Raw genomic sequence first — 8,459 nt, 5'->3', positions numbered from 1 at the left:
CCATTTGATATTCTCTCAATTTGACCTCCTAATTTCACCAATACCTCTTGGGTAGCTTTGAAAAAAGGTATTCTACACGAGCTCTCCTCCACCTTTTGACGACTTGCAAAAATCCACAATTTACCCTCTACACCTGGTCTTATCCATGTTTGATTGAAATTCATAAGTTCGGTGTAGGCAAAACCAGTATAACACTGAAATAAAAATAGATGGGCTATTTTTTGAAGCCTCCAACTCGCAAACTTATGGTTTTTGATTAGATCTAACTCATAAGCGGAAAGGTAGACCTTCTTCTTATGATTCAACTTTTGGCAACGATAAGAACTTAGCGGGTTATATTCTATCCACTCTTTTCGTACTGCAAAATGCATCACCGTCTTAACAAACCTGACAATCTTGTTCACATGGCTTTGAGAATGTCTAACCTCTACCCTTAGATAGTTTTCCAGATTGGATAGGAAAGGAACATTAATTTCCACAAGTTGCCTGTCAAGATCATTGATCCAATTGAGATACTTGATCACATTTTTGCAACGGATTTCCATTGTCTTGATGGTACCCTGGGAAAGCTGTTCTTTTTTTCGCTCGTCAATGTAGCGAAACATTGCTATTTTAAGACTGACTGTACTCAAAATAGCACCGGTGTAAATGTCCTTAATGATTTTGGCATTTATTGCCTGTCCCCTCCTTTCCAGATCGTTATAAATACCCTGAATCTCGGTTCTGATATTCACTAGCTTTTCATTATAAGAAGCTGCCAGTTTATTATTTCCTTTAACAAACCAATTACCTCCTGCCTGCCAACCGTCAGGCTTTATAAATATTCCGGTAGAGAGGTTTACAGGTTTTTTACCTTGAACGGTAATTTTGGCGTATATCGGTGCCAGGCCGCTACCGTTTAGCTTGCTTCCTGCAAGCCAAAAGCAGAGTCTCATTTTATATAGTCTTTCATCAAGGAGAACGTGGAAATGTAATATTTAACACACCTCTGGTAAACAAGAGAAAAGGCTCAGTTTCACCTGAGTATATTTACCGGTAGATCAAATCATGAAAAGGTAGATGGAATGGTAGATCAGTTTCCGGTAACCTATAACAACAAAAAAGCCTGAGAATTGGCATTTTCAGGCTTTAAAGCTAATTTTCATTAAGAAAAGTGAACCCGCTGGGATTCGAACCCAGGACCCACGCCTTAAAAGGGCGTTGCTCTACCAGCTGAGCTACGGATTCTTTTTTGATTTTTGGGGCGTTTCCCCGTAATTGCGTTGCAAAGGTAAGAGGCATATATGAAAATCCAAAACCAATACAGAAAAATTATCCTTCTTTTTGAACTGCTCTTTATCAGCATAGTTTGCGGAGAGAATAGCTACGCACAAGTGACTGAAAAGAGCTTAGCCCAGGCAGACTCTCTGTTTGCCAGTCAACAGTATACAGAATCATTTAAAATCTACGAGCAATTGTATACTGAAGCTAATATGGCTTCACCTGCTATGTTACTCAAAATGGCCTTTATTCAGGAAGGATTGAACGAGTATAGTGAAGCACTATATTATCTGAGTGAGTATTACCTGATGACTTCCGATGATGCCGCGGTAGAAAAAATCACCAAACTTTCATCCGAGCATAATCTGAGAGGCTATGAATTTACTGATTTTGACCTTATCCAAAGTTTTTTCAAAAAGAATCAGTATGTATTTATTTATGTTCTTCTTGCATTAACACTTGCAGGTTTAACCTACTTTATTTTCAGAAGAAATAAAGTGAAAGAAAAACCCTATGGTTTTGGTATCACTTATGTACTGCTTCTGGCCCTATTGTTTTACCTCACTAATTTTCCTCTGGCACCTGATCATGCCATCATTACTGCTAATAATACGTATATCATGACAGCTCCTTCAGCCGGAGCAGAAGTACTTAGAGTAAGCGAAAAAGGCCACAGAGTAAAAGTAGCAGGACAAAGTGATGTGTGGACCAAAATTGAGTGGAATGGTGAAACTGCTTTTGTGAGAGAAAACAATCTTCGCCTCCTCAAGCAATAGCCAATTCCAAAACGTTACGACAGTTTTTTTATGGTATTTACTGTTTTTTGAACTTTATTTTTTTTATTATTTTTCTATATATAGAACATACACATTATTCACTAATTGTAACTGAATGATAGAAACTTTCTCAACTGCCAAAAGAAAAGAAACGGCTGTATTGGTGGCATTGATCAACCAATCACAACCTGAGTATAAGGTAGAAGAGTATCTGGACGAACTGGCATTTTTGGCAGAAACTTCAGGTGCTATTACAAAAAAGAAATTTACACAAAAGCTTGATAAGCCTGATGTCACCTATTTTGTAGGTAAGGGAAAGCTGGATGAGATCAAAACCTATGTTCAGGGCAATGACATAGACATGGTCATTTTTGATGATGACCTTTCTCCTTCACAAGTGCGTAACCTAGAAAATAAGCTCAAGTGCAAAATTCTGGACAGGAGCTTATTGATTCTCAATATTTTTTCTATCCGGGCTAAAACAGCACAGGCCAAAGCCCAGGTAGAGTTGGCTCAGTATCAATACCTTCTTCCTCGTCTTACCAAGATGTGGACTCACCTTTCTAAACAAAAAGGGGGTATAGGAATGAGAGGACCGGGTGAGAAAGAACTGGAGACTGACCGTCGTATTGTAAGGGATAAAATTGCGCTCTTTAACAAAAAGCTGGAGAAAATTGATAAACAAAACGCTACTCGCCGTAAGGCAAGACAGCAGGTAGTACGCGTAGCTTTGGTAGGTTATACCAATGTGGGAAAATCTACCCTGATGCGCCTGCTTTCCAAATCAGAGGTATTCGCAGAGAACAAACTCTTTGCTACGGTAGACTCTACAGTTCGTAAGGTAGTGATCGGAAGGATTCCTTTCCTACTTACTGATACAGTTGGTTTTATCCGTAAATTACCCCATGCACTGATAGAGTGCTTTAAATCTACTCTGGATGAGATCCGGGAGGCTGATGTATTGCTGCATGTGGTAGATGCATCTCACCCTTCTTTTGAAGAGCAAATTAGTGTGGTTAAGAGTACTCTAACCGAAATAGGCGTGAGTGATAAGCCTACGCTGCTGGTTTTTAATAAAGTGGATAAGCTGATGAAAGAAGCAGATCAGCCAAGTGTAAATGGACATGATATTTCAGAGAATGGTGAAGTTGCTGAAACTGTAGAAAATGTAGAAGAAATTGATTATCACCCTCCCTTGACACTTGAACAGCTGGAGGCTACTTATATGGGTAGTGGCACCGAAGATGCGATTTTTATTTCAGCAGTTGACAAACTTAATATTGATAAGCTGAGACAAGCTATTTATGATAAAGTAGCAGATAAGTATTTCACGATTTATCCCAACTATGTACAAAATGGGATGTATTACTAAAGAATATTATCATTAAAAATAATTCAGGCTGTCTGTAATCAGACAGCCTTTTTTATGGCCTTAGTAGCTTCCCATGTACTTCCGGATAGCCCACTCTGCACTAATCAATAGTAATAAGACAAAAAATAACCACTTTAGGTTAATGATAGGAAGGAAAGCTTCGCTGGTATAAATTTTTCCTCTGGCCTCCTGCGTTTGTAACTGCGACACCATATTTTCTACATCTTCCCGGTTGAAAAACATTCCGCCTGAATTGGCTGAAAGATCCCTCAGCAGTTGATGATTTGCGGTCAGGTTCAAAGTTTCTATTTGCAGACTTCTGACGGTAAACTCACCGTTGCTCGCCATCTGCTCACCATCAATCTGGGCGGTTGCTCTATACTGATATATACCTTCGGGCAGATTACTGATTCTATACTGAGTATTACTTTCGTTGGTAATGTAATTGTATTTGCGAGTTTCACCAGATTCATCAGTAAGTGTCAAAGCGATATTGAAACCGTAAATCTCTTCATAGATCTCGTTATATATTTCAGTCTCAAATACCACTGGTTCAGTATCATCAAAAACATCCTGCTCAGGATAAACCCGGAATCTTCTTTTATCTTCTTTGGCAGATAAGTACTGCGTCAACTTGCTGATCAGCGCATCAAAAGCCTGGGTATTTTCGTATTTGGCATATTCTTGCAAACGCCACTGCCATAAGCCCTCCGCTAACATCACTGCGGTCTTACGTTCATCTACCTCTCCTACTATCAAAAGGGGTTTGCTGGTTTCTACCGAGCCAACTTTTTGATAAAGAAGTACTTCAGCATTGTTTTTCAATTCTACTCTACCAAAAGGTACCGGAAGGGGCAAAAACTCTTCAATGATTGCCTGATTCTCACCTTCAAGCTGAAAACCAGTAAAACCACTATTATATACCGCTTTTACTTCGTCAATATCATTATTTACGCTGGCAATGTTTAGGATGGTGTTTTCCTCACTTAAAGCAAAAAGGTCAGTCTGATTACCAATAATAAACCAGCTAGCGCTGGCTTCGCTGATATATTTTCTTACCAAAGCATTATCCAGGTTCTTGCCAGGCAACTGGTGAAAAATGACCAGATCATATCTTACATCTGCCAGTTCACGCTCACTAACCTCATCTACGCTTAATATTACGCTACGCAATTCGTAATTCTTGTTATCTTCAATCGCTAATTTTAAGGCCTTAATATCAGGATGTGGAGCCTGGGCTAGCAGCAAGATATTCTCTTTGCCTTCAATAATTTCCACATATGCCTGACTTGTATTATTCTGTGTAGTAAATTCTCCATCCAGCGACTGAACTTCCACTTCGTAGCGCTGCATGCCTTCACGTGAAGCATCCAGCAAGAACTCTATTGAATTAACATCCCTTGCCTGATCAAAGCGAAGCGTTTCGCTGGCAATTACATTACCTCTGTTCCTTACGCTTACATTGACTGTTTCTCCTTCAAAACCCGTGTTGACTATCTCCGCCACCAATGGAAATTTATTTCCCTGATAAGCGATCTTATTATAAAAGAGATTTCTGACATTGATATCCTGCTTGGGAATTGTGTCTCCTAAGCCTACCGTATTGATACGGAAACTGTAAGGACGATAAGTAGGCGATACGCCTTCATTGTAAATACCGTCTGAGAAGAGCACAACAGAGGCTACATTACGCCCTTCATAGTCAGTAGAAATGCTGGTCAGCAACTCATTCAAATCACTACTGCTATGTCCAAAACGAAGTGAGTCAAGATTTTGTGAACCATCAAACGTGCGATACTCCAGCGTATAATCGTTGTCTAGCAATTCGGATGAGACATTTCCCAGACTTTGTTTCAGTGCTTCCATAGAACTACTATCCTGCACTGCAGCAATAGAACTGGAGTTATCTACCGCAAATACCACAATAGGTTCTTCCAGTGTATTTTTGATCTGCTTGATAAACGGACCAACCAGCAACAAGCACAACAAACTCACCAAAACAAAGCGTAATCCCGTTAGCAAATAGTTAATCTGCTTGTCCCATGACTGGTGACGAAAACCTTTGTTTTTGACATATAATAAAGCTGCATAAGCAGCTCCTACTAACATGCTGGGTATGATAAGCCAGGGTGAGTTATCAAAAAGAAGTTGTACTTGTTGCATAATGTTAATTTTACACTAGGTGAGCATCCCACCATCCACTTGCAGCACCTGCCCGGTCATATAGGCAGACATATCAGAGGCCAGGAATACTGCGCAATCTGCTACATCTTCAGGAGTTCCTCCACGCTTAAGTGGAATACCATCTCGCCAGCTTTGTACAGTTTTTTCATCTAGCTTTGCCGTCATTTCTGTTTCTATAAAACCTGGTGCAATAGCATTGGAACGGATATTTCTGGAGCCTAATTCCAACGCCACTGATTTGGTAAAGCCTATAATGCCTGCTTTTGAGGCGGCATAGTTAGCCTGTCCTGCATTACCTTTGATCCCCACTACCGATGTCATATTAATGATAGAACCACTTTTTTGTTTCATAAAAGTACGGGTAGCAGCCTTCACGGTATTGAATACAGACTTAAGGTTAATGTTGATTACTTTATCCCACATTTCTTCATTCATCCTCATCAACAGATTATCTTGGGTTATACCAGCATTGTTTACCAGAATATCCAAAGAGCCAAAATCAGCTACCACACTATTGATTAACTCTTCTGCAGCAGCAAAGTCTGAAGCATCCGAGCGATAACCTTTAGCATTTACGCCAAGCTCTTTTAGTTCTTTTTCCAGCGCTTCTCCCTGTTCTACGCTGGAGAGATACGTAAAAGCTACATTCGCCCCTTCTTCAGCAAACTTTAATGCCACTGCTTTTCCTATACCTTTTGAAGCACCGGTAACAAGTGCATTTTTTCCTGATAACAGTTTCATAGCCATTTTATTATATGATGCGTTTTTGCAAACTTAATTAATTCTTCAGCTAATCATATTCAATTTAAAGGTACAGGAGGAATGGCAATAAAAAAACCATCAAAAAGATGGCTTAGCAGTTAGTTTCATGAAATATAACTATCAGAGAATTTCTTCTAGTAGGTGCATAAGTTCCTCAAGATAGCGCTTATCAGTATCATCAAAGTTTTTCATTTTATGGCTATTGATATTGAAGATCAGTGCTACTTCTCCCTTATGAAATGCAGGAAGAGCAATCTCTGATTTGTCAAGCTCTGAACAGGGTACATAGCCAGCAAACTGCTCTACATCATCTACGATGATTGTGCATTCTTTGGAAAGAGCAGTACCGCATACTCCTTCTCCTAAAGCTATACGGGACACTGCTGCAGGCCCCTGAAATGGTCCAAGTACCAGCTCACCATTTTTTACCAGATAAAATCCTGTCCAGTCAAACCCCATAGTGTGATGGGTCACGGCGGCGATATTGCCAAAATTGGCGATAAGGTCATCTTCATTAGAGACGATGTCACGAATTTGTTGAAGCAACATTTTATACTTCTGCTGCTTAGTTTGGTGTGTGGGAGTAGTTACATTTTCTAAAATAACCATCTGTTATAACATTAATGATAAGACATGTTATATATACAAGACACATGTATATGTAACTTTTTATATAAAAACGAAAAATCTTTAACAAAGTAGAGAAAATAATGTTTATTTCCAATTTTTTATAAAAAAAATCAAAAAATGCAGCTAAATGGTCAAAATCTTAAAAAAGACCCATTAAACAAGCCTTCATTTTGAAGGTTTTCAAAAAAAGTACACCAAATGAAGATAATAAATATTTACTTAATCATCACCATGTTGAGTATGGCGAATCCTGCACTATCTCAGGAAATCCAAGTTCCCGGTTCGTATCATTGGAAAAATAGAATACTACTGCTTTTTTCTTCAAATCAGGGAGATATGTTTCAACAACAGGCAGAAATATTTGATGCTAAGCGTACAGGTATGAAAGAACGCGATTTAGTACTTTTTTACATCAAACATGACACAGTAGAAGCTCCTGATGGTAAAAAGTACGAAAAAAAAGCAGCAGAACAATTAAGGAAGCAATTTCAGGTGGCAGATGATGCTTTTTCTGTGATACTGATTGGTAAAGATGGCACACAAAAACTGAAGCAAGAAGAGCTATTGAGTACGGATAAACTTTTTGCCATAATTGATGCCATGCCTATGAGAAAAAGAGAGATGCGTGAAGATGATGGTAATTAATTGCGCAAATTGCTCATCTCCTTGATATCAATCTCCAACGCCCCCACTGCCAGTTCAGCTTTTACTTTGAGGGGTACTTTGTTGAGGTCATCAGATATCCAGGCTTTTACCGGTTCTTTCCCATTAAAAAAATCATTTTCCGGAATTATCGGCGAGATCACGATAGATTTGAATGTACCTAGTTTAGTTTTGAGCTCTTCTCTACCCAGAAACTTCACTTCCAGATCATAAACTTCATCGTCAAAGAAACCGTTAAGTTTGATGACGTCCCCTACTTCATGCTTATCATAATCTATAGTACGCAAGAAGTAATAGCCTCCCACGATATCTAATATATTATCAGGGACCTTAAACTCTTCTTTTTCTTTCAACTTACGGGTCTCTTTATCTAAACGAAGCACTGTGGCTACGTCTTTGGCATGATTGAAATTGATAATCTCATTCTTACGATACTTATTTTCCTCAATATGGAGATAGGCTTTTTGCGGTAGTATGGAAGCGGTATCCACGTATACTCCCCAGTTGTCTCGTACTTTTACCATCCAATCTACTACGCCGGTGGTAGTACCATGCACATCAATCTTGTAGCAGGGCCTGCCATTTACCATGTAGTGCTTATCACTGATCTGCATTACTGCTTCCGCAGCATTGATAAATTTCCAATGCACCCTGAACTTAAGAATTTCACCTGCACCAAAGCTGTTATTATCTATATAACGATAATGGTCCTGTCCCGAAGAGGAAGTCAATATAAGGATAACACATGGTAGTATTAAGGCAATAAATCTTTTCATAGACAATTTTACACAATCAATAAACACGCCATCATT

8 protein-coding genes and 1 tRNA gene are annotated in these 8,459 nt (G+C 39.0%); 3 read left to right on the top strand and 6 right to left on the bottom strand.

Annotated elements, in window-relative coordinates:
- Positions 1 to 935: phage integrase SAM-like domain-containing protein (locus WJR50_RS20550; RefSeq protein ID WP_341295197.1), on the bottom strand; the 935-nt coding region annotated here is incomplete at its 3' end.
- 219 nt (positions 936 to 1,154) lie between these two features.
- Positions 1,155 to 1,227: transfer RNA gene (locus tag WJR50_RS20545), tRNA-Lys, on the bottom strand.
- A gap of 56 nt (positions 1,228 to 1,283) precedes the next feature.
- On the opposite strand from WJR50_RS20545, the gene WJR50_RS20540 reads away from it, so the two are divergent.
- Positions 1,284 to 2,036 carry an SH3 domain-containing protein gene (locus WJR50_RS20540; protein WP_341295196.1) on the top strand — a complete coding sequence of 251 codons (753 nt, stop codon included), beginning with the start codon at positions 1,284 to 1,286 and terminating at the stop codon, positions 2,034 to 2,036.
- 115 nt (positions 2,037 to 2,151) lie between these two features.
- On the top strand, positions 2,152 to 3,408 hold the full coding sequence (gene hflX / locus WJR50_RS20535) for a GTPase HflX (RefSeq protein WP_341295195.1): 1,257 nt from the start codon (positions 2,152 to 2,154) through the stop codon (positions 3,406 to 3,408).
- Between the two features lie 60 nt (positions 3,409 to 3,468).
- On the opposite strand, the gene WJR50_RS20530 is transcribed toward hflX, so the two are convergent.
- The 3 genes from WJR50_RS20530 to msrC form a co-directional block, all read right to left on the bottom strand.
- Positions 3,469 to 5,571 carry a vWA domain-containing protein gene (locus tag WJR50_RS20530; RefSeq protein ID WP_341295194.1) on the bottom strand — a complete coding sequence of 701 codons (2,103 nt, stop codon included), beginning with the start codon at positions 5,569 to 5,571 and terminating at the stop codon, positions 3,469 to 3,471.
- 15 nt (positions 5,572 to 5,586) lie between these two features.
- Positions 5,587 to 6,333: a 3-oxoacyl-[acyl-carrier-protein] reductase gene (gene fabG, locus WJR50_RS20525; protein WP_341295193.1), complete on the bottom strand. Its 747-nt coding sequence runs from the start codon at positions 6,331 to 6,333 to the stop codon at positions 5,587 to 5,589.
- Between the two features lie 141 nt (positions 6,334 to 6,474).
- Positions 6,475 to 6,963 (bottom strand): free L-methionine (R)-S-oxide reductase MsrC, encoded by a 489-nt coding sequence (gene msrC, locus WJR50_RS20520; RefSeq protein ID WP_341295192.1) that lies wholly within the window; start codon positions 6,961 to 6,963, stop codon positions 6,475 to 6,477.
- A 219-nt stretch (positions 6,964 to 7,182) separates the two neighbouring features.
- On the opposite strand from msrC, the gene WJR50_RS20515 reads away from it, so the two are divergent.
- Positions 7,183 to 7,629 (top strand): DUF4174 domain-containing protein, encoded by a 447-nt coding sequence (locus WJR50_RS20515; protein ID WP_341295191.1) that lies wholly within the window; start codon positions 7,183 to 7,185, stop codon positions 7,627 to 7,629.
- Here the strand turns inward: WJR50_RS20515 and WJR50_RS20510 are convergent.
- Entirely contained in the window at positions 7,626 to 8,423 is a 798-nt protein-coding gene (locus WJR50_RS20510) for a DUF3108 domain-containing protein (RefSeq protein WP_341295190.1), read from the bottom strand. The genes WJR50_RS20515 and WJR50_RS20510 overlap by 4 nt on opposite strands.
- Positions 8,424 to 8,459 lie beyond the last annotated feature (36 nt).

The sequence above is a fragment of the Catalinimonas locisalis genome (genome assembly GCF_038039535.1).
Taxonomy (GTDB): Bacteria; Bacteroidota; Bacteroidia; order Cytophagales; family Cyclobacteriaceae; genus Catalinimonas.
Note: the sequence above shows the minus strand (reverse complement) of the source record. Positions and strands in the feature narration are given on the sequence as shown.

What these genes read in the sequence shown, in the direction of transcription:
- fabG (WP_341295193.1), bottom strand. Translation starts at nt 6,333, where the DNA reads ATGAAACTGTTATCAGGAAAAAATGCACTTGTTACCGGTGCTTCAAAA.
- WJR50_RS20510 (WP_341295190.1), bottom strand. Translation starts at nt 8,423, where the DNA reads ATGAAAAGATTTATTGCCTTAATACTACCATGTGTTATCCTTATATTG.
- hflX (WP_341295195.1), top strand. Translation starts at nt 2,152, where the DNA reads ATGATAGAAACTTTCTCAACTGCCAAAAGAAAAGAAACGGCTGTATTG.
- WJR50_RS20540 (WP_341295196.1), top strand. Translation starts at nt 1,284, where the DNA reads ATGAAAATCCAAAACCAATACAGAAAAATTATCCTTCTTTTTGAACTG.
- WJR50_RS20530 (WP_341295194.1), bottom strand. Translation starts at nt 5,571, where the DNA reads ATGCAACAAGTACAACTTCTTTTTGATAACTCACCCTGGCTTATCATA.
- msrC (WP_341295192.1), bottom strand. Translation starts at nt 6,963, where the DNA reads ATGGTTATTTTAGAAAATGTAACTACTCCCACACACCAAACTAAGCAG.
- WJR50_RS20515 (WP_341295191.1), top strand. Translation starts at nt 7,183, where the DNA reads ATGAAGATAATAAATATTTACTTAATCATCACCATGTTGAGTATGGCG.